We start from the raw sequence: 26,414 nt of genomic DNA on the forward strand, positions 1-26,414 counted from the left end.
GCCAAGGGACTCGCACATGAATCGGCACCCATTTGAGCTTGCCACTCACCCGGACGCGCACTATCACCACGCGTTCAAAAATCTGCCCGACTGGGCAGTGAAAGCATCATCCGTTACGCGCAACGCGCTAAAAAATGCCCGGCTGAAACTTCCCGATTGGCAGGGCACAGCAACCCACGAACAACATCAGTCGCTGAAAAAGGCCAATGAGGAACACTGGAGCCAGCGCAATCGCCTGGAGACGATGTTCAATGAATTGCAGAGCGCCCGGGACTTTGCCGAACGGCTCTTGAGTGACTCGCTGAAAACCCGCTTCGGCCTCGAACTGGACGTCAAGACGACCTTCCTGCGCCTGTACATTCCGCAGACGATCCCCTGGTTCCCGATCAAGACCGGAGCCGCGCGCACCTGGACGGTATCGCTGCTCGATGCAGCCCTGCACAACTTTGAGGACTCGGAGACAAAAGCCGATGCTTACGAGTCCGACTCGACATTCATCACCGAACCTTCGCCTTCAGGACAGTTCGATACGTTGCCGGCGATCAAACGCCGGCTCTCTATCCAGAGCTTTACCCGGTTATGCCGGCAACTGGATATCGGCGCGCGGTACGAGGCCTACCTCACCGACCATCTTGGGTTGACCGATCCGCTGGCACGTTCGGTACTGAAATCGAAAGTCATCACGACGCACAAAGCCGCGTTCAAATCCGCATTACAGATGGCCCACGTCCGGGAAGATCTGCCAATCGACGCTTATCGTTCGCTCCTGGGCATTGCGCAAGAGCGCCAAAACGTGGAGCTCGATGGCCGGCAGCTGTCCTGTCACACCCTGACGATGATGTCGTCAGCGCTGACCGGCATCGTCATTTTCACGCCCGAACTTGAGCATGCACAGCAGGCAACGCGGATCATTGTCTACATCCCCGACGATCCAGAGCACCCGCTCAAACAGTACCCCGATGCTCACGCATTCATGACAGAGCTGACCCGCAAACTGCGCTCGCCCACTTACCAGACGTTCTTCATCCGATTCGTCGATCATCAGGAACGAGGGTATTTTTTTGCCGACCTCAACCGTCGCCTCAGCGCCGTTACCTGGCACCAGCACCGGCACGGCGCTCCACTTCCCAGCTGGCGAAACACACCCATCGATAAACCCGACTTGCGATTTGCAGTGAGTCCGATCAGCACCGGGCTATGGCCCCATCTCTACCAACAGCAACTGAACAAGATCCTCAATGACGCGCGCGCTGTTGCCATCTCCACCGCCAGCGCCGACCGAAATGCGCGATGGGCGTTGTGGGACGCTTTCAGCAAAGTCGCCACGACGATTCTTGAAGTGGCAGCGTTCGTTGCCCTGCCCTTCGTGCCGCTCCTCGGTGAACTGACGCTGGCCTATATGGCTTACCAGTTACTCGACGAAACCTTCGAAGGTATCGTGGATTGGGCAGAAGGCCTGCAAAACGAAGCGTTCGGGCATCTTGTCGGGGTGGTCGAATCGGCGGTGCAGCTGGGAACATTCGCAGCAGGCGGCGCCATTGCCGTCGGCGAACTCAAGCCTCTGCTGCCCCGTGAGGCACAGGCGTTTTTCGACAAACTCAACCCGATCAAGACAGCTGATGGAAAAACCCGCTACTGGAAACCGGACCTGACGCCCTACGAACAATCCGTCGACTTGCCGGCAACGACCCAACCCGACCGCCTCGGGTTGTACCGGCATCAAGGCAAAACCCTGCTGCCGATCGAAGACCGGCTCTATGCGGTAGAAGTGAATAAAGACACGGGGCAATTCCGGATTCAGCATGCAACCCGCTCCGATGCTTATCAGCCATCACTGCGGCATAACGGCCACGGCGCCTGGCACACCGCGCTGGAACAACCGCTGAACTGGGACCGGGAAACCGTCCTGCGCCGGCTCGGCCATAGCGTCGAAAATCTTTCCAGCACCGAACGCGAGCAAGTCCTGCGCATCAGCGGCTTTCACGACAACGTGCTGCGCGAGATGCACGCCGACGACCTGCCACCGCCCTCACTGCTGACCGACTGCCTCAAACGCTTCAAGATCGATCGGGATATCCAGGCGTTCATCGAGCAGATCGGCAGCGAAAAACCGGAGCAATACGTGAGGGCCGATCCGACTCTGCAACGTGATCTGCTGATCCGTTTTGAGGGTTGGCCCGCTGCCACTCCTCTGCCTGAACCTGAAGCGCAAACGCCTGAATTTCGGCAGCAAGCCGCAGCGATGGCGCGCAAATACCGTCTATCGCTGTTCGAGTTACGCTATCGGGCACTCGAAGAAACCGGCGATCAGGCAGCGCGACAACTGATCGACGACCTGCCGGGCCTGCCCACAGACATCGCAGAAGAGCTGGCAAACAATGCAGCCGGTAACGAGCTGATGCAATTGCATAACGGTCGAGTACCCAAGCGTTTGAAAGACGTAGCGCAAAAAGCCATGGAAGCGGTTCGCGCCGCCCGTGCCCACGAGGGGCTTTACTCCGAGTCACTGGCAACCGCAGATACTCATCGGCTGGCCCTGCATAGCCTCGAATCACTGCCCGGCTGGCTGGAAGGCCTGCGAATTGAAATCAGGGATTATTCCGCTGACGGGACATTGCACGACAGCATTGGTAAAACCGACGCACCGCTCCTCAGAACGATAGTGCGCAGCGATGAGGACACTTATCGAGTCGAAGGCAACAGCGAACAGGCCAGTGACTTCTACGATGCCCTCCTGCGGGCGCTACCGGATACGCAACGCAAAGGGCTGAAGCTTGCGCTTGGCGACGGCCCTTCATTCAAGCAGCGCATCGCCAAACACACGCTGGATCATCCGACGCTGCGTACCCTGTTCGTGAAATATCCGCAGCGAAAACCCTTCTACGACCCGACGACCATGCGCCTGCCGGGCGGCACGGAGGGTTACCGGCACAGCTTTGGCGCGACCGCCGGCCTCAGCGACAGAGTCCGCGAGGTTTACCCAAGCCTTGCGGATGACGAGCATCAGGCTTTGGTCCTGCAACTGCAGCGGCATCCCGAGGGGCCTCGCGCGGAACTCTCACGGCTGGCCAGCGAACTTGCACAACTGCATCAAGACCTGAGCGCCTGGGTCAATGACACACCTACCGCCCACCCCGAAACGGGGGTTGCGCTCAGTGCATTGGACATTCGCATGGAGAATCACAATCGACGCCTGCTGGCCCAGGAAATCCAGCGCAGCTGGCGTCGCCAGACAGAACAGGATTTCGACACTCACAACGACATCGCTCGCTATATGCTGAAGCTTTCCCAACCCATATTCGGCGAACTGCCAACCCTGTCCGCCGACTTCCCGCATGTGTCATTGCTGTCACTTGAAGGCAGTCATGCCATGCAGGGTGTTGCCGGATTTGTGCAACGCTTCAATGGCCTGCGCCGTCTGGAATTGAAAGGTTTCTCTCTGCGTACACTGCCCGAGGCAATTGCTCGAATGACGAATCTTGACGCGCTGGTGCTCAGCAATTGCGGGATCGAATTCAATGCCGGGACTTGGTCGCAACTGAGTGCGTTGAACAAACTGGTCGTGCTGGACTTGCAGAGAAATCCGTTCTCACGGGTGCCTGAGTTTGAAACGATGCCTGAGCTGGTACATCTGGACTTGAGCCATACCGGCCTGAACAACATTCCCGACAGCATTCTTCGCCACGCCAAACTCGACACCGCCAAACTACAGGGCAACCGGATCAGTGATGTATCGCCTGAACTCTTTAAGAGTGCGCTGTACACCAAGCGAAGCATTGATTTAACGGGCAACCCGCTCTCGGACAATGCCCGGCAACTGATCAAGCACTACTTTTCCGATACCTCATACGATATGGGGGTCCTGGCCCCTGTAGTGGATATCGACCGGGTCAGGGCGCTGTACCCGAACCTTGAACCGGAACAGGCCAGCGAGTTTGTCTACGAACTGCCGGGCACACTGCAAGACGGCCGCAACGAACTGACACGCCTGGAAACGGAGCTGGCACAACTGATCAACGATCTGGCGGCATGGACCGCCGACCTTCCCCCCCTGCATCCGGTGACAGGTGAACCGTTCGATGCCCAACAACAGCTTGCCGAGCACATGAGCCGTGATCAGTTCCGGCAGACACTGGTGCAATGCTGGCGGCACGAAAGCGAGCTGGACGACTTAAATGAGGCGCTGGAACCCAGCTTTGAACTGAGATTTGAAACCTATATCAATGGCGAGCTGCCAAGCCTCAACGCCGACTTCAGCCATGTGACAGCCCTGGAGTTGCACAGCGCCCATGGCGCGACGCGCATGGGGCACTTCCTGAAATCCTTTTTCAATTTGAAAAGCCTCAGGCTCCGCGCCTGCAACCTGGGCAATATTCCCGATACCGTGTTCAAAATGGGTCAACTGCGGTCGTTGTCACTGCCTGAATGCAACATCAACCTGTCACCGGAATCGGTCAGCGCACTGGGCGGAATGGATCAGCTCGACTACCTCGATCTGAGTTCCAACCCTTTGGGGCAAACACCAGACCTGAGCCAGATGCCCAGCATCGCGAACGTTTTGCTGAATAACACCGGCATTACCGAAATACCCTGGGGCCTGTTCCAGCTGGAGGAACTGGATTGGGTAGACCTGAGCGAGAACGCAATCACCGAAGTGTCCAGCGATGTGCAGGAACTGCCGCCTGAAATCGCCGAAAACATCAGCTTGAGAGGCAACCGGTTTTCCGAAGCAAGCCTGCAACGCCTGATCGACTACTTTGAACGCACACAAGTAGATTTCGGCGTGCAAGAGGTCATCGATCAAGGTGAAATGGATGTCTCAACGTCGGATAATTCGGAAGTCGACGAGTGACGCAAGCGTCGACTCAGAAAGTGACGGCTCGATCAGCCACGCTCCGACGGCACCGACGACAATTCGAACGGACTGCTGCTGCGCCGCTGGTTGCGATCTTCCCGCGGCGTGGCGCCGAAGAAGTTGCGGTAGGCGCTGGAGAAATGCGGCCCCGAAGAGAAGCCACACGACAGGCCGATCTGGATGATCGACTTGCTGGTTTGCATCAACATCTGCCGGGCCTTGTTCAGGCGCAATTCCAGGTAATACTGGCTCGGCACGCGGTTGAGGTATTGCTTGAAAATCCGCTCCAACTGCCGACGCGACACGCACACGTGCTGGGCGATTTCGTCGGTGGTCAGCGGCTCTTCGATGTTGGCTTCCATCAGCAACACCGCCTGGGTGAGCTTCGGATGACTGGAGCCCAAGCGGTTCTGCAACGGAATGCGTTGGCGCTCGCCGCCCTCGCGGATGCGTTCGACGACAAGCTCTTCTGAAACCGCACCGGCCAGTTCGGCGCCGTGGTCACGGGCCAGCACTGCCAGCAGCAAATCGAGTACCGACAGGCCGCCGCACGCGGTCAAGCGATCGCGATCCCAGTCGAACAGGTGACTGGTGGCAATCACCTTGGGGAAGCGCTCGGCAAAATCGTCCTGCCAGCGCCAATGCACGGCAGCGCGGTAACCGTCGAGCAAACCCAACTGCGCCAACGGGTAAACACCGGCCGACAAACCGCCGATCACACATCCGGCTCGCACCTGTTGTTTCAGTGCACTGCTGAGTGCCGGCGCAAGCGAGGTCGGCGGCTCGTCGGCGAGCAGAAACAGTTTCTGGAAGTTTTCGAGTTTGCCGGCCCAGGGCTCACCCGGCAATTGCCAGGCGCCTTCGGTTGGCGGTTCTGCCTGCAAAAACGACAGTTCGTAAACAACATCCGGATGCACACGCTGGGCAACACGCAAGGCCTCCTCAGCCAGCGCAAGCGTCAGAGCTTTAGTGCTGGGCCAAATCAGGAAACCAATTCGATGGGCAGTCATGGCGGGCAATCCGAAGCGAAGAACAGTGATGGACCAATGCTAGCCCGTAAATAAACACACATCTCAAAACCAACACAGATCAAATGTGGGAGCGGGCTTGCTCGCGAAAGCGGTGGTTCAGATAGCAACGATGTTGACTGATACACCGCTTTCGCGAGCAAGCCCGCTCCCACAAGGGATCGAAGCCAGCCTCTAGGCTGCGAAGCATGCACTATCCCTGTGCACAACGGCAGTCCGGATTATTTCAAGCTGCCGGACAAGAATTGCTGCAGGCGCTCAGACTGCGGATTGACCAGCACTTCACGCGGGTTGCCGCTTTCTTCGACGACGCCTTTGTGCAAGAACACCAACTGGTTCGACACTTCACGGGCAAAGCCCATTTCGTGCGTCACCACCACCATGGTCCGGCCTTCCTGCGCCAGGGCCTGCATGACTTTCAGCACGTCACCGACCAACTCAGGGTCGAGGGCCGAAGTCGGTTCGTCGAACAACATCACTTCCGGCTCCATCGCCAGCGCACGGGCAATCGCCACACGCTGCTGCTCGCCGCCGGACATGTGGCCAGGGTAGGCATCCTTGCGATGAGCAACACCGACCTTGTTCAGGTAGTGCTCGGCCTTCTCGCGGGCTTCGGTCTTGGACATGCCGAGCACGTGGACCGGCGCTTCCATGATGTTTTCCATCGCGGTCATGTGCGACCACAGATTGAAATGCTGGAACACCATCGACAGGCGCGAACGCATACGTTGCAGCTGTTTCGGGTCGGCGGCTTTCAACGCGCCATCCTTGTTGGCGACCAGTTTCAGCTCTTCGTTGTTGAGCAGAATCTTGCCCGCGTGCGGCTGCTCGAGCAGGTTGATGCAGCGCAGAAATGTACTTTTGCCGGAGCCACTGGAGCCGATGATGCTGATCACATCGCCAGCCGCCGCTTTCAGGGACACGCCCTTGAGCACTTCGTGACTGCCATAGCGTTTATGCAGGTCTTGGACTTCAAGTTTGTACATGCGGTCGGTTCTCACAAAAACAGTCAGTCAGTCGTTGAGCAAGCGCCCGTGACGCAGCGCTTCGCGCCCCGCCACCTTGGCCAGCCAGAAACCGGGTTGGGCATAACGCAGCCGTTCAATGGCAAACAGCACCCCGGACGTACCAGCACACACCGTGCTGACCCGATCCGATAACGGATCGATCACTTCAAAAATCTCGTCGCCCGCTTCAACCCACTCACCGGGTTTGCGCAGAAAACTCACCACGCCAGGATGCGGCGCGAACAGCAATTCAGTGCCTTCGAACGGCAGGCCTTCGCAAGCGTCTTGCGCAGGTTTCGGCCATTCGCCGCTGATCAGGCCTTGCTCGGCGAGGAATGCCAGAATGCCTTCGGCGTAAGCCTCCGCCTCTGGGCGACCGGTATCAGCTTGGCCACCCAACTCGATGGTCGTCGCCAGGCAGGCCAGTGGAATCTGGGCATCCGGGAACAGACGCGACAGACGCAGCCATGGCAGCGAGCACGCTTCGTCAAAGGAACTGCCGCCGGAATCTTCCGCCAGCAGACCAACCTTGACGTTCAAGTGCGCAGCCAGTGAACGCCAGTGCGGCCAGTGCTGCGGCAAGGCGTACATGTGCAGCGCCGCTTCGCAATCGCAATGCAAATCCAGCACCACGTCGGCGGTGCAGGCATGGCTGAGCAAGATGCGCTGCATGCCTTGCAACTGACTGGCAGCCGGCGGCAATGCGGCCAGCACATCGCTCATGGTTTCACGGATCAAACGGATATTGGCGTGAGGATCGTCACCCAGATGCCCTTGCAGCTCAGCGGCTACGGGCTCGCTCAGCTCGACGAAATCCCGGTTGAAGTTCTTGCCGCTTCCGGCTTCGAAACGCCCCTGATGGTTACCCTGAAGCAGTTGACCGAGACCCAGTGGGTTGGCCACCGGCACCAGTTCGATCACACCGTTGAGCAAGCCTTGGGCTTCGAGTTCGGTCAGGCGTTTTTTCAGCTCCCAGGCCGTGCGCATCCCCGGCAGTTCATCGGCGTGCAGGCTGGCCTGGATGTAGGCCTTGCGCTCGCCAGCGCCGAAGCGAAATACCGAAATCTGTCGTTCGCTGCCCAAGTGGTTCCACGGCAATGCATGATCGATGCGTTCCATATCAGTGCTTCCGCGGGGCCAGATAGCCCAACCAGCGGTGCTCGGCCATTTTGAACAGGCGCACCAGAATGAACGTCAGGCACAGGTAGAACACGCCGGCGGTGATGTAGGCTTCGAACGGCAAGTAGAACTGAGCGTTGACCGTGCGCGCGGCACCGGTGATGTCGATCAGGGTCACGATGGACGCCAGACTGGTGGTCTGCAGCATCATGATCACTTCGTTGCTGTATTGCGGCAGCGCCCGGCGCAGCGCCGATGGCAGCAGGATCCGCTTGTACATTTTGAAGCGCGACATGCCCATGGCCTTGGCCGCTTCGATCTCGCCATTCGGCGTGGCGCGCAGGCTGCCGGCGATGATTTCCGCGGTGTAGGCGCTGGTGTTGATGGCGAAGGCCAGGCACGCACAGAACGTGGCGCTGGACAGCCACGGCCAGAGGAAGCTTTCACGCACCGCTTCGAATTGCGCCAGACCGTAATAGATCAAAAACAGCTGCACCAGCATCGGCGTGCCGCGGATCACGTAAGTGAACAGCCAGGCACTCATGTTGACGACAGCATTCTTGGAAACGCGCATCAGCCCCAGCAGCAGTGCCGCCAGCAGACCGAAAAACAGCGACAGCGCGAGCAATTTAAGGGTAGTCACCAGGCCGCCGAGGTACAGCGGCAAGGCTTCCCAAATGACGTTGTAGTCGAAGATCATAGATCAGCCGCCCTTACGCCTACCGAGTAGCGCTTCTCAAGGTGACGCAATGCCAGCAACGAGACGCTGGTGATCACCAGGTACATCGCCGCCACTGCGAGGAAGAAGGTGAAAGGCTCGCGGGTAGCGTCTGCCGCCTGCTTGGCCTTGAACATCATGTCTTGCAGACCGACCACCGAAATCAGCGCGGTCGCCTTGGTCAATACCAGCCAGTTGTTGGTGAAACCCGGAATCGCCAGACGAATCATCTGCGGCACCAACACCCGGAAGAACACCTGAAAACTGCTCATGCCATACGCCATGCCGGCTTCTGCCTGCCCCTTCGGGATTGCCATGAAGGCGCCACGGAAGGTTTCCGACAGGTACGCACCGAAGATGAAGCCCAGGGTGCCGATACCGGCGGCCAACGGGTTCAGGTCGATGTAGTCGTCATAGCCGAGCATCGGCGCGACGCGGTTGAGCAGGTCCTGGCCACCGTAAAAAATCAGCAGGATCAGCACCAGATCGGGAATACCGCGGATCACCGTGGAATACAGATCGCCCAGCCAGGCCAGCCAGCGTATTGGGGACAGACGCAGCGCAACGCCGATCAGACCCAGAACAATGGCCAAGACCATGGACGACAAGGCGAGCTGAAGCGTCAGCCATGCGCCATCGAGGATGACAGCCCCGTAGCCTTTCAACATGATTCAGGTCCTCGAAAGTTGGGATGAAAAAATGGCGCAAACCTCAGAGATCCTGTTGCTTGCGCCATTTCGCACGTGTTGCGGGGACGTTACTTGCCGTAGATATCGAAGGCGAAGTACTTGTCCTGGATTTGCTTGTATTTGCCGTTCTCGCGAATGGCCGCGATCGCGGTGTTGATCTTGTCTTTCAGCGCGTCGCCCTTGCGAACCGCGATACCTACGCCGTCGCCGAAGTATTTGACGTCGGTGAAGGCCGGGCCCACGAAGGCGAAACCTTTGCCGGCGTCGGTTTTCAGGAAACCGTCATCCAGCAAGGTCGCGTCTGCCACGGTGCCGTCCAGGCGACCGGCGGCCACGTCGAGGTAGATTTCGTTCTGCGAACCGTAAGGCTTGATCTCGGCACCCAGCGGGGCCAGGACTTCGCGGGCGAAACGCTCGTGGATCGAACCACGTTGCACGCCGATATTCTTGCCCTTCAACTCAGCCAGGCTGTCGCTGACCTGAGTGCCGGCCTTCATGACCAGGCGAGCCGGGGTGTTGTAGTACTTGTTGGTGAAGTCCACAGACTTCTTGCGGTCTTCAGTGATCGACATGGACGACAGGATCGCGTCGATCTTGCGCACTTTGAGTGCCGGGATCAGGCCGTCGAACTCTTGCTCGACCCACACGCACTTGACCTTCATCTCTTCGCACAGGGCATTGCCGATGTCGTAGTCGAAACCGACGATGCTGCCGTCCGGCGCTTTGGAGGCGAACGGAGGGTAAGCCGCTTCGATACCGATTTTTACGGGCTTGTCATCAGCGAAGGTCGGCAGGGACAGCACGGACAGTGCCAGGGCGCCAAGCAGCACAAGTTTCTTCATCTTGGGACTCCATCGGTAAAGGGCAAAAACGGCAGAGTGAGCGACAGCCCAATATGCGAATGGGTTAAACAGCGAAGCCGTGCTGCGTCCTGGGAACCGCGGGCTGATTTCAACATTGATTTCAACATTGATTTCAACGCAGGCAACGACGAGCGAGTGATCGGCATTCTAACGACAGGCCGGAAGCCGATATTTCTTCAATGCGACAACAAATTACAGATGCACCGAGAAAGCCGCTTGAGCGCGTTGACAGCCTTGCAATTTCATGCAAGAGCAAAAGACAGTGAACCGATCTATATTGCAAATTGCGGGCCCATTATTGGCAAACCCTTCTAATCCGGCAAGCACAGCGTGGGGTCTTATTTTTCATACCGGGTTGAGAAGCCCTGAAACGAGGCTTTGCGTTTCCCAATGCCTCGTTGTCGGGCGTGCGGTTACACATTCAGTTACTTGAAGGGTGATGGGTAACAGTGGGAAAGCGCCTACGGCGGACATCGATAATTATTGGCACTCCCGCTGACGGCGGACGCGAGCGTCTATCTGATCGTTCCAACGCTCCGCGTGGGAATGCATCCCGTGACGCTCTGCGTCACAGCCTCAACGGCGGACGCGGAGCGTCCATGGCGGCATTCCCACGCAGAGCATGGGAACGATCAATACGAAAAAACCCCACCAGGCTCAACACCTGGCGGGGCTTCGATGACTCCGAATGCTACTTACGCGACGTTCATGGTCTTGTGCGTATCAATCAAATGCTGCACCACACCCGGATCGGCCAAGGTCGAAATATCCCCCAACCCATCGTATTCCGCCGTCGCAATCTTGCGCAGAATCCGGCGCATGATCTTGCCCGAACGGGTTTTCGGCAGCCCCGGTGCCCACTGAATCACGTCCGGCGAAGCAATCGGGCCGATCTCTTTACGCACCCAGTTTTTCAGCTCGAGACGCAATTGCTCGCTCGTCTCTTCGCCAGCATTCAGGGTGACGTAGACATAAATGCCCTGCCCCTTGATGTCGTGCGGCACACCGACCACCGCCGCTTCGGCGACCTTCGGGTGAGCGACCATCGCGCTTTCGATCTCGGCAGTACCCATGCGGTGCCCGGAAACGTTAAGCACGTCATCCACCCGACCGGTGATCCAGTAGTAACCATCGGCGTCACGACGCGCACCGTCGCCGGTGAAGTACATGCCACGGAAGGTCTTGAAGTAGGTGTCGACGAAGCGGTCATGGTCGCCATACAACGTACGCGCCTGGCCTGGCCACGAATCGAGAATCACCAGGTTACCCTCGGCCTCGCCTTCGACGATGTTGCCCAGGTTGTCCACCAGCGCCGGCACTACGCCGAAGAACGGCCGTGCCGCAGAGCCCGGCTTGAGGGCGTGAGCGCCGGGCAGCGGGCTCATCATGTTGCCGCCGGTTTCGGTCTGCCACCAGGTATCGACGATCGGGCAACGGGACTTGCCGACATTCTTGTAATACCAGTCCCAGGCTTCCGGGTTGATCGGCTCGCCGACCGAACCCAGCAGACGCAGGCTGCTGCCATCGGCGCCTTCCACAGCGGCGGTGCCCGAGGCCATCATCGCGCGGATCGCGGTAGGCGCGGTGTAGAGGATGTTGACCTTGTGCTTGTCGACGACCTTTGCCACCCGGGTGATGTCCGGATAGTTCGGCACGCCTTCGAACAGCAACGTGGTCGCGCCGTTGGCCAGCGGGCCGTAGACGATGTAGCTGTGGCCGGTGACCCAGCCGACGTCGGCGGTGCACCAGTAGATTTCACCCGGACGGTAGTCGAACACGCGCTCGTGGGTCATCGCCGCGTACAACAGATAGCCGCCGGTGGTGTGCTGCACGCCCTTCGGCTTGCCGGTGGAGCCGGAGGTATAAAGGATGAACAACGCTTCTTCGGCGCCCATTTCCTTCGGCGCGCAAACGGTGCCCGCCACTTTCATCAGGTCTTCGTACCAGATGTCGCGATGCTGGTTCCACTTGATGTCGCCACCGGTGCGCTGGCACACGATGACTTTCTGAATGCTGCTGGTTTCCGGGTTGGTCAGCGCGTCATCGACGTTGGCCTTGAGCGGGATCTTCTTGCCGGCACGAACGCCTTCGTCGGCGGTAATCACTACTTTGGATTTGCAGTCGATGATGCGACCGGCCAGGGCTTCCGGCGAGAAACCGCCGAACACTACCGAGTGAATTGCGCCGATGCGGGCGCAGGCCAGCATGGCGACCACGGCTTCGGGAATCATCGGCATATAGATCGTCACCACGTCGCCGCGGTGCACATCCTGGCCACGCAAGGCGTTGGCGAACTTGCAGACTTCTTCATGCAGCTCGCGGTAGGTGATGTTGCGGCTTTCGGCAGGGTCATCCCCTTCCCAAATAATCGCGATTTGATCGCCGCGCTCGGCCAGATGACGGTCGAGGCAGTTGTAGGAAACGTTCAGCGTGCCGTCGGCGAACCATTTGATGTCGACATGGTGATCGTCGAAGGACGTCTGCTTCACCGTGGTGAAAGGCTTGATCCAGTCGAGGCGCTTGGCTTGTTCACGCCAGAAGCCGTCCGGGTTGACGACCGACTGCTGGTACATGGCCTTATAGGTGGCCTCGTCAGTCAGCGTATTGGCTGCTACCTCGGGACGAACGGGATACAAAGAAGCCGCACTCATCTTTCTTACCTCGGTGGAATAGTTGTTTTTGTATGGCCCCAGTTGTAGCCGGGCGGGGCCTATAGAACCATTCGACGATGGTAGTAACAAGCCCCTACAAAATATCGTGACAAGCACAAAACAGGGTCTCGAATACAACGCCGCCCCCCTTGTAGGAGCGAGGCTTGCCCGCGAAGAACGATAACGCGGTCTGCCTGAAAAACGCCGATTGTTACCAAATCTGCCAAAGGTGTTTCTCAAAAGCACGGCTATATGCACGTCACCCCGAGGCCTAAAATCAACCTCGCCAACAAGGCAACGCGATTAACCCAGTTGCAGCCCCCACGAAGGCAGTTAATCCAAGACTCTTTATTAAAGCTCCAAACGCCATCCCAAGGATCGCGCGACCCCATTCGACCTCAGAAAGGTAAATTTCAAATGAAAGCTTTGTTGGTTCTGGCCCTCACCAGTCTGTGCGCAACCGCCATGGCAGATGAGGTTCCGACTGATGTCGCACAGCAACAGCCCGCCATTGAGGAATACACCTACTCCACCCACCTGGACATCGCCAAAGTTATATCAATGAGCGAAATCCCAAATGTCTGCGAAGTTGTTCCGGCCAAAATGGAATACGACGATTCCAAAGGCCAACGGCACATTCTGCGCTACAGCGTCATGGGTAACGGCTGCTCTAACGGCTGATCCGCCCACTTTTATTTCCCGAGATTCGACTCATCCGCCCGCCTTAAAAGACAGATAAAGCGCTGAGCAATACATCGATAAATACGATTATTCAAGGCAATTATTTGCGCTTTTTAATCAACATAGCTGGCGTAGTATGAATTCCACACCCAAGGCACACAACGCCAACCCACCTGGAGCCACTACCATGAAAACCAAATTGATCATCGCCCTGACCCTTTCCGTCCTGGCTGCCAACACCTTCGCCGCCGATGGCTACGACCGCACTGGCTCGGCTGCTTTCACTGAAGGGGCTGTCGCTTCTGATGGTTACGACCATACTGGTTCGGCGTCTTTCGCTGCTGATGGTTTTGATCGCACTGGCGCTGCCAAGGTTGCTGCTGACGGCTTTGATCATACTGGCGCTGCCAAAGTCGCTGCCGATGGTTCTGACCACGTAGGTGCAGCTCGTTTCAGCTAAAAACTGAACGCGACCTCACAGCCCGACTTCGGTCGGGCGTAGTTGTGTCTGGAGCGGTTAAAAATCGACCAAAACCACTACATGTAGTAAAAAACGCCATTTTCTGGTTGTTTCTTGAGCAATCCATTTCAAGAACATTTTCAGTCAAAAACTGCACACAATCCCGCCTACAAAACCCCTTCGCCGTCCCTGAAAGCCCCGTCCCACCTGACTTGCAACACAACAACAGACCATAACGACGCGACCACCCAGCCCTCACCGTCAAAAACCAGCCAAAACAGACGAAAAAAAAACTTCCTCCGCCAAAGCCCTGTAAACCCTCGCTCCAACCGGAAAACGCCCCTCGCCGCCCCCTCCGGGTGCCATTTCGCCGCACCACGGGGCCGAAAATTTCCTTATAATGCGCACTTAAACGGGGCTGCAATATTCCCTTACAGGGGTGAAAAGCCAGTCTGAAGCCCACGCAGAAGCGGTTCACGTTTTCTGCGCCCATCAGCGGCTTCGGGAACCCGTACAAAATTCTGTTTGTTGCCTGCGTACCGCTGCAAAAAACGGTACCGCTGCAAAAAACGATTTCCTTTAGATCCAACGCGGCCAGTAAGGCCGTGTGAAAAACCAACCTATCAGTTTTCACACGGGCAACTGGCCCTCACGCAGGAGACGACACGTCATGCTGAGCTGGGACGAATTCGACAAAGAAGATGACGGCGAAGTCGCTGTAAAAGGCGCCAATGCCGGCCACGCTTCTGAAGCCAACATGGACCGCCTCGACAGCGCCGGTGGTGCCGCCGCTCAAGAGGCCCGCGCCGTGACCGCGACGGACTCCGCCGCGATCGCCCGCGCCAAGGCTGCCCTGGATTCCCTCGACGTCGCCGAAGGCCTCGCCGAACTGGAAGGCGCCTCCGCCCGTGTAGCTGTCGATGAAAAGCGCATGATCAACTGCCGCGCCGACCTCAACCAGCTCGTCCCATTCAAATACGACTGGGCATGGCAGAAGTACCTGGACGGCTGCGCAAACCACTGGATGCCGCAAGAAGTCAACATGACCGCCGACATCGCCCTCTGGAAAAACCCGGAAGGCCTGACCGACGACGAGCGCCGCATCGTAATGCGCAACCTCGGCTTCTTCTCCACCGCCGACTCCCTGGTTGCCAACAACCTGGTCCTGGCCGTGTATCGCCTGATCACCAACCCGGAATGCCGCCAGTACATCCTGCGCCAGGCCTTCGAAGAGGCGATCCACACCCACGCCTACCAGTACTGCATCGAATCGCTGGCCATGGATGAAGGCGAAATCTTCAACATGTACCACGAGATCCCATCGGTCGCGAAAAAAGCCACCTGGGGACTGAAATACACCCGCTCGATCTCCGATCCGAAGTTCGAAACCGGCACCGTCGAAACCGACAAAGAACTGCTGCGCAACCTGATCGCCTACTACTGCGTTCTGGAAGGTATCTTCTTCTACTGCGGCTTCACCCAAATCCTCTCCATGGGCCGCCGCAACAAAATGACCGGCGTCGCCGAGCAGTTCCAATACATCCTGCGCGACGAATCCATGCACCTGAACTTCGGCATCGACGTGATCAACCAGATCAAAATCGAAAACCCGCATTTGTGGGATGCTGAAATGAAGGAAGAAGCGAGCCAGATGATTCTGCAGGGGACTCAGCTGGAGATTGAATACGCTCGTGACACCATGCCTCGTGGGGTGTTGGGCATGAATGCGGCGATGATGGAGGATTATCTGAAGTTCATCGCTAACCGTCGTTTGTCGCAGATTGGGTTGAAGGAAGAGTATCCGGGGACTACGAATCCGTTCCCTTGGATGAGCGAGATTATGGACTTGAAGAAAGAGAAGAATTTCTTTGAGACGCGGGTTATTGAGTATCAGACTGGTGGGGCGTTGAGCTGGGATTGATTTCTAGCTGAGCTGGATTTGCCGGTTTTTAGTTGAATCGAAATTGAAAGGCCCTGACTTGGTCGGGGCTTTTTTATTGAAAGGAAATAATCGTTTTGATCATCCCTACGCCGATCCGACAATACTCCTACAGCACTTACAGCTCTTTCCACATTGATGCCCAAGCGAGGTATCTCTAAGCTCCATCACAGGTGCCTAAGAAACACCCAACGTAGAAGCTGACGTCCTCACGCAGAACCAAGTGCAGTCCCAAAGACATGCGCAATTCTGTGTTTGAAGAAAGCTGCTTGTTGGGATTTCTTACGTCCCTCTACGTCGGGTTCTCGCCTTCCCAAACTCATGCGTAGAGGTAATGGTTATGCCTACAAAAAATCCACTCCGTTCTCCCTCCGTTTCGGAGAGCGATCATGTCTGACCCCTTCGTTCCAACCGTCTTCACACGCCAAAACATCTACCTTCACGCCCTCCTTCTGGAAAACCAGCCATGGTTCTGCGCCCGCGATTTGGGTCGCTTAATGGGCTTCCATCTGAATGATCGTGTCGTCAGCAAGCTCGACGAGGATCAGCGGCATACTCTGTTGATTGAGTATCACGGCCAACCGGAAAAGCGGTTGATGCTCAGCGAGTCCGGTGTTTACGCGTTGCTGGTCTATCACTACGCGCCAGGGAATCGGTTATTGCGTGAGTGGTTAACTCATCAAGTGGTGCCGGCCTTACGCGATGCGGGGCAGTCGAAAAATGCGGATCGGCCGATGTTGAGCTTGTTGGATTGGCCGGAGATGTCGTCGAGTCTGTTGCATTGGCAGGATGAAGGCTGGATTCGGCTGCGGGACATGCCTTATCTATTGCTCAATCGCACGCGGCGGCGGGTTCCGGTGGTTAAGCCTTGGTGGCGGAAGGTTGTAGAGATGTTTCAGTCGTCGAAGCATTCGGGGTTAGAACGACAGTGTATCTGTAGGATCGCTTGAGCGATGCGTCGGTCTTTTCTGTAGGAATTTTCGTAGACAGGTGTAATGGCCACTCAGTATCGTCCGAGGGTTTTCAACCCTCGGCGACTGTATGGATACCCCAAAGGAAAAAAGCGGCTGGAGTGACGAAGAGCTTGAGGCTTCGGTTGATTCTTACCTGAAGATGCTCGACCGCGAGCAAAACGGTCAGGCGTTTAAGAAGTCGATAGAAAATCAGCTATTGCGTGCAGGACCGTTGAGCAAGCGCAGTGCCTCGTCGGTTGAGTACCGCATGCAAAATATCTCGGCAGTGCTGGAGCAAATGGATTTGCCGCGAATCAGCGGCTACATACCTGCCAAGAACATCGGGGCGGGTGTGGCTCAGCGAATCCGCAAGGTGCTCACTAACAAAGTGGTGCCTGGGGCGGGGGAATCTGCTCCGACCTCCAATCACGAGACGTTGATCAGTCGAGCCTCGAAGCTGCAGAAGAAAGGGCTCAAGATCGAGCCATCTGGAAACTCGAATCCGCAGCAAGTCGTGACCACTACGACATCTTACGTTCGGGATCCTAAGGTCCGAGCGTGGGTCGCTGAGCTTGCTAAAGGCATCTGCGAGGGTTGTGGGCAGAAAGCACCATTCGAGGTGGATGGATTGCCGTTTCTTGAAGTGCATCATGTGAAGCATTTAGCACAGAAAGGGTCGGATAGCATTGCCAATGCCGTTGCGCTGTGTCCGAACTGTCATCGACGTTGTCATCTTGCCAGTGACAGAGAGGCGTTCACTTTGTCGTTGTATGAGAAGGTTGGTCGGCTGGTTGCTGAGTGATGTGCAAGCAGCGGATTTTTTATGTGACATCTTCACTGACTCTTTCGCCCGGGCCTGTCGCGCGCCTGGCAGGGTGCGGAGGCTTTTGACATAAACGGCGCTATTCGGGAGATTCGCGCCTTTGACACCTGTACCACTGAGTGGTAGGTTTATGCATCAAAGGGAAAAGCTTATGCCAATGAGGGTATTCAAAACAAAGACCTTTGCTGTTGCAGCAAAGAAAGCAGCGATCACAGATACTGATCTCTGTGAAGCGGTGCAGGAAGTCGTGAACGGACAAGCCGATGATTTGGGCGGAGGAGTTTGGAAAAAACGCCTCAATGAAAACCGTCATCGCTCGATCATTCTTGCCAAAGGCCGTGACTATTGGGTGTATCAGTTCCTGTTTGCCAAGAAAGATCAGGACAACATCACTAAAAAGGAACTGGCCGCGTTTAAGACGCTTGCTGATGCCTATAAAGGTTTGAGCAAGGAGCAAGTCCAGCTTCTATTGGACGGAAAAGAATTTGTGGAGATATGCAATGGCGAAAAAATTCAAAAGTGAGGCCTTCGAGTCGATTCACAGCTCGGCCGAAGCACTGCTGAAAATCGGCGCTATCGACAAGGCCACTATGCGGGAATTCGACGAGACCTGCATTGCTGAGGTGCCCGCTGAAATCCCGCCAGCTCAGATCAAGAAGATTCGTCTGCGTAGTCACGTCAGTCAGCCGGTTTTTGCCCGCTACCTAAACACAAGCGCATCGACAGTTAAGCAGTGGGAAGCCGGCGACAAGCGCCCTGGAGGAATGGCCCTTAAACTGCTCAGCATCGTGGAAAAACACGGCATCGAAATACTGGCCTAACTGTTGGCTAAAGGCGTCTGCGAAGATTGCGGTCAGAACGCACCGTTCGAGGTGGACGGGTTGCCGTATCTTGAAGTCCATCATGTGAAACATTTGGCTCAGAAAGGGTCGGATAGCATTGGAAACATCAATGTCCCGCCCCCCTCACAACCCTGCCGAAACCACCCGTACGCCATACTGCGGAATAATCCCGTCCGCCGTGACCAATTCCAGCCCTTCCGCCTGAGCGTGGGTAATCAGCATTCGATCACAAGCGCCTCATAGGCAGCCCTCAAATCCATCGATGATGTCGTCAGGGGTCTTGTCAAAATCCGCAGACATCCGAATCTTCCCCTTCGACCGTCCAGGCTTACGCGCCCGAGATCTCTCGACATGAGGCAGCAGATCCAGATAAGGCTTGCCATCCTTGACGATCACAACCGCATCGCCACGCCATGCACGCTCAGCAAGTTGAGAGAGCTGGGATTTTGCTTCGTGCATGTTTACTTGTACCCGTTCAGTCATATGGCACCTCCACAGAGTTAGCCAAGCTAGCTAAAGCCTGAGATTTTCGATAGGCAAGGTATCGAGCTGACCGTCTGTCAAAAATGGCGTTTCAAGCCCTGTCCAACGATCAACGCGGCCCACCGCTTGAATCAACAGGTGCGCCATCTCATGCTACCCGCTATTAATACCCTTCCCCACTCAAGGACCCGAGCCCGCCATGAAATTCGACCTCGCCTACTGCCTCAGCCTCGACGACAAACTGTCGATCTATGACGTGCGCGATTTGAATTTCGACGAGACGATGGAGTTCGATTCCGCCAAGGAGCATTTCCAGTGCCCCAACGATGCCTGCCGTTCGGCGTTTGACACAGCCAACGTGTTGGGAACGTTCAACGCCAAGAACGTGAATTACGTGCGTACGCCGCACTTCAAGAACATCCCCAGCACGCGGCATGTCGAGGGTTGTCCTTATGTCAGCCTGAAAACGTCGGCGTCGGGGCTGGAGGCGGATGGTGCGGAATCGGATGACGGTCGGGAGGAGCATTTCCCGTCGGAGTTGTTGCTGACTCGGCGTGAGTATGTGCGTAAGCCGTCCAACCCGGCGGTGGCGGCGGATGTCATGCGGGATGACCCAAAACCAACTTCAGCGGCCAGTGAGGTCGAGCACCCGACAAGGGAGTCGGCGCCGGACAAGACCAGTGTCTTCGCCCATCCGGTGGAGTGTTTTGTGTCGAACTACGAGGACAAGGAGCTGCTCAAGCGCATGCCGCTGAAGATTGGCGAGCACTCGGCGCCTTATGGGTCGTTCTTCAAGAAGATTGAATATCTGCAGGACAACAAGGGGCTGATTTACTGGGGCAAGATCAAGGAGATCAAGGATTACACGCAGAGCTTTCGCATCGATTTCGAACAGAAAGTCTGGTTCAAGCAACCGGACGAGGCGAAGAAGAAGCCTTACTCGGTGAACGTTTACCTGAGCAAGAAGCTGATCGACAACTACCGCAAGCGCAAAGCGTTTCTGGAAGAGATCAAGCATGCCATCGACAGTGAGGCGCAGTTGTATTGTTTCTTTTATGGGGTGACGCCGGAGTTGAAGCAGGTGCCTAGCAAGAAAAACCCCGAACAGACGTTCGGGGTGTTCAGTGCCAATATCGAGAACCTGGATCACTTCATTATTCGTGAAGCGCCGGGGTTGGTGCTGAGGTAATCGATCTGGCAAGCCCTAGGTAAAATTTTATAGGCAATTATAGAGCGATTATAGAAAGGCCCCAGATCGCCGCATCGCGGGCATTTGCTGGATATTCAAGTTTCAACCTTCCCGTAGCCGGCTCTCCAACTCCCGAATTTCCTGCTTCACCTCTTTACGCCGATCACGTGCAGCCTGAATGCCGGACTCGTTGAGGCCGCAGTATTGGCGTAACCAGTGAGCCATCATTTCCTCATCCGGCATGTAATAACCTTTGACGCCTTTGTTACTTCTCACGGTGTCGTTCATTTGTGCGTCGAAGCGGCCAGCGACGATTTCGTCTGGCGGTAAACAACCCCACTCTGCGGCGTAATCCTCAAAGATCCAGGCGATTTGCTCGATGTGCTTTTGCGCACCGCGATGACCCCGCTTGTAAAACATGTACTGGCGACAGTTTTCCTGGAAACGCTCCATCATCGGCTCATCGTTAACCCACTGCAGGATGTCGTTCTGCCCTGCGTGGCGCATCAAGCCGTAGATCCAGCGATCAGAAAACCGATGAACAAAACCCTCGACGTCAGCCTTTTTAGCGTCGGCGAAGATCATGCAGTAACGGGTTTGCACATGGATGACGAATAACACGTGCTTGCGTTGGACGGTGATGGCGTGGACTAGCCACTGTTCGGTGAACTCACCTTGCTCATCGTCCTCAATGGTGGGCGACGGCGGTTTGTCCACTGGGCTGATTTTTTTACCCTTGTGCACGCGACTGAAGAAGTTGCTGGCCGCTTCGGTGCAGTTGAAGATCAGCATCCTTTGGTCCTTTGATTAATAGGGTTGTGCCGCTCAGTCCGGTCGCTCAATCTCTTCAACCCACTCAAGCTCATAAGGTTGACGAACAACATCGGCAATTTCCTCACGTGCTTCTTCGCTGAGAACCGATAGCTCCGCGTCGGTCAACAAGTCGTGCTTGACCATCCATCTCAACGCTCTGAGCGCACTGGAGCGGCTATATAGGTCGAAGGTCTGAACGATGTCTTTGTCCCGATCACGGGTGAGGCGGTAGAGCATTCCATACCGGGCGTGAGGCGATAGCGCACTGTGTTGGGCGATGGTTTCGGCATCGGCGAGAACACCCAGGCAGAAACGATCGAGCGCAATCTTGCGCAGTTCCTTGAATTTCTTCCAGTCGCTTTCGAGGATCGGCATGACATTCTCCTGCGTGAAATCTTGAACAGTGCGAAGGCCTATTCTTGCGAATAAGCCGACTGATTCCAACCTCACTTGACGCACATACTCAGCATCACCAAAACCAGCAAACCAATATATACCCAAGCATGCACCCGATCCGGTATCCGCCCGATCCACGGTGTGGCCAGCCGGATGCCTATCATCGATCCGGCAGTCAGCACAGCAAACGCCAATACATCCACATACCCAACAAACCACGGCCCCAGATCAAACTCGGCAAACCCCGCCATGGCCATGTAAGTCAGCGTCCCGGCTACCGCAACCGGTAAGCTCAACGGATTGGCCATGGATGTCGCCTTAGACATGCTCAGCCCACAACGCCGTAACAACGGCACGGTCATGACGCTGCCGCCCACGCCGAGAAACGTGGCGATGGCGCCGATGCCTACACCGCCCCCAGACACTTCTGCCCTGCCCAATCGCCGTGGGATTACGGCGTCGGACTGTGTGAGAAAACCGCGTCGGAACAGGCAGTCCAGAATCGTCACACCGAGGTAGGTGATGAAGGCAAAACGGATCAACTCGCCACTCGCCCACATCGCGGCAACGGCTCCGACGATTGCGCCCAGGCCGATGAACCCGCCCAATGGCCATACGTAATGGCGAATGAGATGACCGGCGCGGTGATGTTTTCCGGTGGCGATCAGGGCGTTGACGATCATCACGCAGGTCGAGGTGGCTACGGCGATGTGCATCGCCGATTGGCCGATGGGATCGTCGGCACGGTGGCCGACCATGAGCATGTGATACAGCAAGGGCACGACGACGAATCCGCCGCCGAAGCCGAACAGCACGGCGGTGATGCCGGTCATGCAGCCGAAGAGTGCCAGCAAGAGGTAGAAGAACATCGCGCATCGTCCGTGGGATGAGAGTGAAAGAACAATCCATGTGGGAGCGGCGGTGCGACGATTCGACTTGCTCGCGAAAGCGGTGTGTCAGGCGACATCAATGTTGACTGTGCCGACGTCTTCGCGAGCAAGTCGAATCGTCGCACCGCCGCTCCCACATGGATTGTGCTTACTTAACCTACTGGTATTAGGGCTTGGCCTGCTTCAGCAAGTCAGCCAATAATGTTTGCGTTTACGCCAACCGCTGGATGCCGCTTGATGCGCAACGTTTCGATTGATCTGCTGGACGATACGCCACGGCCGGTGGTGGCTATCGGTACGGATTACCCCGACGGTCGTCTGTTGCCGCGCCATACCCATCGGCGGGCGCAGTTGTTGTACGGCGCCACCGGGGTGATGCAGGTGAGTACGCACGACGGCAATTGGGTGGTGCCGCCGCAACGGGCGGTGTGGATTCCGCCGGGGGTGGCGCATGAGGTGTTGATGCTGGGGGTGAGCACTCGCAGCTTGTACATCGAACCGGGGGCGGTTGATTTGGGCAATCGCTGTCAGGTGATCAGTGTTTCGCCGTTGATGCGGCATTTGCTGATGGAGGCGGTGGAAGTTGCGCTGGAGTACGACGAGGCCGGGCGCGACGGTGTGCTGATCGACTTGTTGCTGCATGAACTGGCGCGCAGCGCTCACTTGCCGTTGCATATTCCGTTGCCTCTGGATTCGCGGCTGCTTGGGTTGTGTCAGACGTTTCTCCGGCAACCGAACGCTCATCAATCGCCGCAACAATGGGCCGATCAGTTGCATATCAGTTTGCGTACATTCAATCGTTTGTTCCGCCAACAGACTGGCCTGAGTTTCAGCCAATGGCGGCAGCGGGCTTGTGTGGTGCTGGCCTTGGCGCGGCTGGCGGTGGGCACGCCGGTGACGCGGATTGCGCTGGATTTTGGTTATGACAGCCCGGCGGCGTTCTCGACGATGTTTCGTCGGGTGCTGGGGCAGGCGCCGTCCGTTTGGTTGGCGGGGGCGAAATAGCAAGCTCGCGGCAAGCGCAGAACCTGTAGGAGCGAGGCTTGCCCGCGAAGAATGCACCGCGGTTTATCAGGTATTACGCGTCATCGTTCTTCGCGGGCAAGCCTCGCTCCTACAGGGTCTTAGCCACTGCCTTGTTCTGATAGCAACTCAAAACTCTGCTCCTTCACATCCTGGGAATCCAGACCGATCTGCACCCGGAACTCGCCCGGTTCGGCGACGTGTTCCAACTGGGCGTTGAAGAACTTCAAGTCGTTCTCGTTAATGCTGAAATGGACCGCTTTCTCCTCGCCGGCCTTGAGCATGATTTTTTGAAAGTTCTTCAGTTCTTTGACCGGACGGCTGACAGAGCCAACGACATCGCGGATATACAGCTGAACCACCGTTTCGCCGTCGCGCTGGCCGATATTCTTCACCATGACGCTGGCGACGAGATTGTCGGTCTTGCTCAGCGTGGCCGAAGACAGGGCCATGTCGGTCAGGCTGAAGTCGGTATAACTCAGCCCGTAACCGAAGGGATAAAGCGGCCCATGGGATTGATCGAAATATTGCGACGTGTAGTTGCGAAGTGCACCCGCTATGTAGGGACGACCGGTGTTCAAGTGGCTGTAGTAGTTCGGAATCTGCCCCACGGAGCGTGGAAAGGTGATGGGTAATTTGCCGGACGGGTTGTAGTCACCGAACAACACATCGGCAACGGCGTTGCCTCCCTCGGAGCCGCTGTACCAGGTTTCCAGAATCGCATCGGCCTGTTTATGCTCCCTGCCGATGGACAGTGGCCGGCCGTTCATCAATACCAGTACCAGTGGCTTGCCGGTGGTTTTCAGGGCGGTAATCAATTCACTCTGGCGCCCTGGCAGATCGAGGCTGGTTCGACTGGCCGCTTCATGAGACATGCTGCGGGGCTCGCCCACTACGGCAATCACGACATCGGCTTGCTGTGCAGCCTTGACCGCTTCGTCAATCATTTCTGCTGCCGGGCGAGGGTCGTTCGCGATTACGGAAACGCCCTGGTATTCCAGGTATTTAACGACCTCCTGATCCTCCTCGAGATTGGCGCCTCGGGCATAGATCAGCGAGCCCTGGTTCATCGCGTTTTTCAATCCGTCGTAGATCGTCACCGATTGCGCGGGCACGCCGCTTGCCGACCAACTGCCCATGATGTCGACGGTACTTTTTGCCAACGGACCGATGAGCGCAATCACGCCCTCTTTTTTTAGCGGCAAGAGCCTGTTTTCATTCTTCAGCAGGACCAATGTCTTGCGTGCCACCTCACGGGCTTGCGCTCTGTGCAGACGGTTTTCGGCATTGTTATCGACGGGGTCTTCACTGGCAACGCCGATGCGCCGGTAAGGGTCTTCGAACAGGCCCATGTCGTACTTGGCCCCCAGCACTTCCCGCACCGCGTTATCGATATTGCTTTGGGAAACAGCGCCAGATTCAAGCAGCCCCGGTAGCTCCGGACCGTAGGAGAAGTCGTTCATGCTCATAGCAACGCCGGCTCTGATCGCGAGCCTGGCCGCTTCGCGGTGATTCTTCGCAACACCATGCTGAACCAGATCGTTGATCCCGTTATGGTCGCTGATGACCAGTCCCTTGAAGCCCCATGCCTTGCGAAGCAGGTCTTGCATCAACCATGCATTGGAAGCGGCTGGCACGCCATTGATCGAGTTAAGCGCCACCATCATCGCGCCCGCACCACCTTCAATCGCCGAACGATAAGGTGGCAGGTAGTCCTGGTACATCCTGGCCAACCCCATGTCGACGCTGTTGTAGTCGCGCCCTCCCTCGACAGCCCCGTACAAGGCAAAGTGTTTGGCGCTGGCCATGATGCTGTCGGGTGCATTCGGGCTTGCGCCCTGGTAGGCCTGGACCATCGCTTTGGCAATGCGCGAAACCAGGTAGGTGTCTTCGCCAAAGCCTTCGGAGGTGCGCCCCCAGCGAGGATCCCGGGCGATATCTATCATCGGGGCGAAGGTCAAATCGATACCGTCCGCGCTGGCTTCTTTCGCCGCTGTTCGACCGCTTAACTCGATAGCGCCAATGTCCCAACTGGAGGCCAACGCCAGGCCTATGGGAAAAATGGTTCGATGACCATGTATCACGTCCCAGCCGAAAAACATCGGTATTTTCAGGCGGCTTTGTTGAGCGGCATCCTGCATGGGTCGGTTTACATAGCGGCTCACAGAGCCGTACGTACCTCCAATTCGCCCGGCGGCGATCTCTTCGCGTATTTTTTCGGGCGTCATCTTTTCATCAATAGCGATCAGCCGCAGTTGGCCGATTTTTTCCTCCAGGGTCATCTGATTTATCAGGTTGCTGACAAAGGCCTCTTTGCTTAACGATGCCATATCAGCCACGACGGGCAGACTGGTAAAACCGATCAGGGCACATAGCAGACGTAGTCTATTCATGATTCCCTTCCCCGCATAACGCTGTGACGAACTGCGTCATAAACGTCACCTTTCCTTATATTGAAAATCAGAAAGCTGACGTTCAATCGTTGCTGCTGAGGGGAGTTGAAAGCCTTGAGCTTTCAGGGTCCCGCATAGAAACAGCGTAGTCGCTCCCAAGCTCCTGCCTGACTGAAAAGTGTAATCAATCAAAAAAATGAGATTGATCCGGGATCAAAACAACTGTACAAAAACACAGTATATTTTGAATCAGCACTCTCGAGCCCGGAGAACACCATGGCCAATCTTGCGATGAAAATTACCCTGGAACGTATCGCTCTCTTCCAGTTCACCCCCGCCCACTGCGCCCAGGCCCGAGCGATGCTGGGCTGGAGTGTCGAAGAGTTATCCGAGGAGTCCGGGGTTTCCGTTGACGCCATTCAGCGTTTCGAGGCGGAACGCGATGTGCTGGATGTCACCCGGCTGGCGTTGGCGTATCGGTTTGAGTCGCAAGGATTGGTGTTCTTCCCGGGGTTTGCACCGGGCAGAGGGATGAATGTGAAAGGGTCGACACCGGATCCAGTGGGGCGGGCGGATTATGCGATGGTTGAGTGAGGTGT

24 protein-coding genes and 1 pseudogene are annotated in these 26,414 nt (G+C 56.7%); 13 read left to right on the forward strand and 12 right to left on the reverse strand.

Features of this window, described 5'->3' with window-relative positions:
* The first annotated feature begins 16 nt into the window (after positions 1 to 16).
* A complete protein-coding gene (locus tag MEB48_RS09875; RefSeq protein WP_237884074.1) occupies positions 17 to 4,852 on the forward strand; it encodes a leucine-rich repeat domain-containing protein in 4,836 nt (1,611 codons plus the stop codon).
* A 32-nt stretch (positions 4,853 to 4,884) separates the two neighbouring features.
* On the opposite strand, the gene MEB48_RS09880 is transcribed toward MEB48_RS09875, so the two are convergent.
* The 6 genes from MEB48_RS09880 to MEB48_RS09905 all read right to left on the reverse strand — a co-directional run bounded on the left by MEB48_RS09880 (position 4,885) and on the right by MEB48_RS09905 (position 10,258).
* Entirely contained in the window at positions 4,885 to 5,865 is a 981-nt protein-coding gene (locus MEB48_RS09880) for a GlxA family transcriptional regulator (RefSeq protein ID WP_237884076.1), read from the reverse strand.
* A 239-nt stretch (positions 5,866 to 6,104) separates the two neighbouring features.
* Positions 6,105 to 6,869, reverse strand: a complete 765-nt coding sequence (locus MEB48_RS09885) for an ABC transporter ATP-binding protein (protein ID WP_007904680.1) — start codon at positions 6,867 to 6,869, stop codon at positions 6,105 to 6,107.
* Between the two features lie 27 nt (positions 6,870 to 6,896).
* A complete protein-coding gene (locus tag MEB48_RS09890) occupies positions 6,897 to 8,009 on the reverse strand; it encodes a M14 family metallopeptidase (RefSeq protein ID WP_237884078.1) in 1,113 nt (370 codons plus the stop codon).
* A 1-nt stretch (position 8,010) separates the two neighbouring features.
* Complete coding sequence (locus MEB48_RS09895; RefSeq protein ID WP_237884080.1) at positions 8,011 to 8,709, reverse strand: ABC transporter permease; 699 nt, start codon at positions 8,707 to 8,709, stop codon at positions 8,011 to 8,013.
* Positions 8,706 to 9,395, reverse strand: a complete 690-nt coding sequence (locus MEB48_RS09900) for an ABC transporter permease (RefSeq protein WP_007904805.1) — start codon at positions 9,393 to 9,395, stop codon at positions 8,706 to 8,708. Before MEB48_RS09900 ends, MEB48_RS09895 begins: the two co-directional genes overlap by 4 nt.
* 89 nt (positions 9,396 to 9,484) lie before the next feature.
* Positions 9,485 to 10,258 carry an ABC transporter substrate-binding protein gene (locus MEB48_RS09905; RefSeq protein WP_237884082.1) on the reverse strand — a complete coding sequence of 258 codons (774 nt, stop codon included), beginning with the start codon at positions 10,256 to 10,258 and terminating at the stop codon, positions 9,485 to 9,487.
* A gap of 36 nt (positions 10,259 to 10,294) precedes the next feature.
* On the opposite strand from MEB48_RS09905, the gene MEB48_RS09910 reads away from it, so the two are divergent.
* Positions 10,295 to 10,594: a hypothetical protein gene (locus MEB48_RS09910; RefSeq protein WP_237884084.1), complete on the forward strand. Its 300-nt coding sequence runs from the start codon at positions 10,295 to 10,297 to the stop codon at positions 10,592 to 10,594.
* Between the two features lie 380 nt (positions 10,595 to 10,974).
* Here the strand turns inward: MEB48_RS09910 and acs are convergent, their stop codons facing one another.
* A complete protein-coding gene (gene acs / locus MEB48_RS09915; protein ID WP_237884086.1) occupies positions 10,975 to 12,930 on the reverse strand; it encodes an acetate--CoA ligase in 1,956 nt (651 codons plus the stop codon).
* A 417-nt stretch (positions 12,931 to 13,347) separates the two neighbouring features.
* Between acs and MEB48_RS09920 the strand changes: the two genes are divergently transcribed.
* The 8 genes and pseudogenes from MEB48_RS09920 to MEB48_RS09955 all read left to right on the forward strand — a co-directional run.
* Positions 13,348 to 13,611 (forward strand): DUF2790 domain-containing protein, encoded by a 264-nt coding sequence (locus tag MEB48_RS09920; RefSeq protein WP_237884088.1) that lies wholly within the window; start codon positions 13,348 to 13,350, stop codon positions 13,609 to 13,611.
* 187 nt (positions 13,612 to 13,798) lie between these two features.
* On the forward strand, positions 13,799 to 14,071 hold the full coding sequence (locus tag MEB48_RS09925; RefSeq protein ID WP_237884090.1) for a hypothetical protein: 273 nt from the start codon (positions 13,799 to 13,801) through the stop codon (positions 14,069 to 14,071).
* A 670-nt stretch (positions 14,072 to 14,741) separates the two neighbouring features.
* Positions 14,742 to 15,992: a ribonucleotide-diphosphate reductase subunit beta gene (locus MEB48_RS09930; RefSeq protein ID WP_007934889.1), complete on the forward strand. Its 1,251-nt coding sequence runs from the start codon at positions 14,742 to 14,744 to the stop codon at positions 15,990 to 15,992.
* Between the two features lie 407 nt (positions 15,993 to 16,399).
* The gene (locus MEB48_RS09935; protein WP_237884093.1) at positions 16,400 to 16,960 is read left to right on the forward strand and encodes a BRO-N domain-containing protein; all 561 of its coding nucleotides are present in this window, start codon (positions 16,400 to 16,402) and stop codon (positions 16,958 to 16,960) included.
* A 91-nt stretch (positions 16,961 to 17,051) separates the two neighbouring features.
* Entirely contained in the window at positions 17,052 to 17,765 is a 714-nt protein-coding gene (locus MEB48_RS09940) for an HNH endonuclease (protein WP_237884094.1), read from the forward strand.
* 172 nt (positions 17,766 to 17,937) lie between these two features.
* Positions 17,938 to 18,309 (forward strand): type II toxin-antitoxin system RelE/ParE family toxin, encoded by a 372-nt coding sequence (locus MEB48_RS09945; RefSeq protein ID WP_237884096.1) that lies wholly within the window; start codon positions 17,938 to 17,940, stop codon positions 18,307 to 18,309.
* The gene (locus MEB48_RS09950) at positions 18,287 to 18,607 is read left to right on the forward strand and encodes a helix-turn-helix domain-containing protein (protein WP_046062559.1); all 321 of its coding nucleotides are present in this window, start codon (positions 18,287 to 18,289) and stop codon (positions 18,605 to 18,607) included. The genes MEB48_RS09945 and MEB48_RS09950 overlap by 23 nt, the downstream gene beginning before the upstream one ends.
* Positions 18,608 to 18,613: 6 nt before the next feature.
* A pseudogene (locus tag MEB48_RS09955) lies at positions 18,614 to 18,733 on the forward strand (HNH endonuclease); the annotation flags it as partial.
* Positions 18,734 to 18,865: 132 nt separating this feature from the next.
* Here the strand turns inward: MEB48_RS09955 and MEB48_RS09960 are convergent.
* The gene (locus MEB48_RS09960; protein ID WP_237884098.1) at positions 18,866 to 19,111 is read right to left on the reverse strand and encodes a type II toxin-antitoxin system Phd/YefM family antitoxin; all 246 of its coding nucleotides are present in this window, start codon (positions 19,109 to 19,111) and stop codon (positions 18,866 to 18,868) included.
* Between the two features lie 199 nt (positions 19,112 to 19,310).
* On the opposite strand from MEB48_RS09960, the gene MEB48_RS09965 reads away from it, so the two are divergent.
* Positions 19,311 to 20,300, forward strand: coding sequence for a hypothetical protein (locus tag MEB48_RS09965; protein ID WP_237884100.1), 990 nt, complete (start codon positions 19,311 to 19,313; stop codon positions 20,298 to 20,300).
* A 102-nt stretch (positions 20,301 to 20,402) separates the two neighbouring features.
* Here MEB48_RS09965 and MEB48_RS09970 read toward each other — a convergent pair whose 3' ends face one another.
* From MEB48_RS09970 to MEB48_RS09980, 3 genes are all read right to left on the reverse strand, one after another.
* A complete protein-coding gene (locus MEB48_RS09970; protein WP_237884102.1) occupies positions 20,403 to 21,092 on the reverse strand; it encodes a DUF6933 domain-containing protein in 690 nt (229 codons plus the stop codon).
* A gap of 33 nt (positions 21,093 to 21,125) precedes the next feature.
* Positions 21,126 to 21,488, reverse strand: coding sequence for a hypothetical protein (locus tag MEB48_RS09975; protein WP_237884104.1), 363 nt, complete (start codon positions 21,486 to 21,488; stop codon positions 21,126 to 21,128).
* 71 nt (positions 21,489 to 21,559) lie between these two features.
* On the reverse strand, positions 21,560 to 22,378 hold the full coding sequence (locus MEB48_RS09980) for a sulfite exporter TauE/SafE family protein (RefSeq protein ID WP_237884106.1): 819 nt from the start codon (positions 22,376 to 22,378) through the stop codon (positions 21,560 to 21,562).
* A 258-nt stretch (positions 22,379 to 22,636) separates the two neighbouring features.
* Between MEB48_RS09980 and MEB48_RS09985 the strand changes: the two genes are divergently transcribed.
* Complete coding sequence (locus MEB48_RS09985) at positions 22,637 to 23,404, forward strand: AraC family transcriptional regulator (protein ID WP_237884107.1); 768 nt, start codon at positions 22,637 to 22,639, stop codon at positions 23,402 to 23,404.
* A gap of 119 nt (positions 23,405 to 23,523) precedes the next feature.
* Here MEB48_RS09985 and bglX read toward each other — a convergent pair whose 3' ends face one another.
* The gene (gene bglX / locus MEB48_RS09990) at positions 23,524 to 25,815 is read right to left on the reverse strand and encodes a beta-glucosidase BglX (RefSeq protein WP_237884109.1); all 2,292 of its coding nucleotides are present in this window, start codon (positions 25,813 to 25,815) and stop codon (positions 23,524 to 23,526) included.
* Between the two features lie 276 nt (positions 25,816 to 26,091).
* On the opposite strand from bglX, the gene MEB48_RS09995 reads away from it, so the two are divergent.
* The gene (locus tag MEB48_RS09995; protein ID WP_237884111.1) at positions 26,092 to 26,409 is read left to right on the forward strand and encodes a helix-turn-helix domain-containing protein; all 318 of its coding nucleotides are present in this window, start codon (positions 26,092 to 26,094) and stop codon (positions 26,407 to 26,409) included.
* Positions 26,410 to 26,414 lie beyond the last annotated feature (5 nt).

Source organism: Pseudomonas sp. PGPR40, from assembly GCF_022014505.1.
GTDB lineage: Bacteria > Pseudomonadota > Gammaproteobacteria > Pseudomonadales > Pseudomonadaceae > Aquipseudomonas.